The organism is Alkalihalophilus lindianensis (assembly GCF_032843265.1).
Taxonomy (GTDB): domain Bacteria; phylum Bacillota; class Bacilli; order Bacillales; family Bacillaceae_D; genus Alkalihalophilus; species Alkalihalophilus lindianensis.
On sequence record NZ_JAWJBA010000956.1, the window covers coordinates 1 to 240 of the forward strand.

The 240-nt window shown below is 61.7% G+C and carries 1 pseudogene; it reads left to right on the forward strand.

The annotated features are described in order from the left end of the window. Positions 1-240 (forward strand): annotated as a pseudogene (locus tag RYX56_RS26820) (SecY family transport protein); the annotation flags it as partial.

Here is a 240-nt window from a genome sequence, read left to right on the forward strand (position 1 = left end):
GGAAACCGCCGACAATCTGAAGCGCCAGAACGGCTTCATCCCCGGCATCCGCCCGGGCAAGAACACCGCCGCCTATCTCGACTTCGTGCTCACGCGCATCACCGTGATCGGCGCTGCGTACCTCGCGGCGATCTGTCTCATCCCCGAATATTTCATCGCGGGATCGGGGTTGCCGTTCCAGCTCGGCGGCACCAGCCTGCTGATCATCGTCAACGTTACGATCGACACGAACAGCCAGAT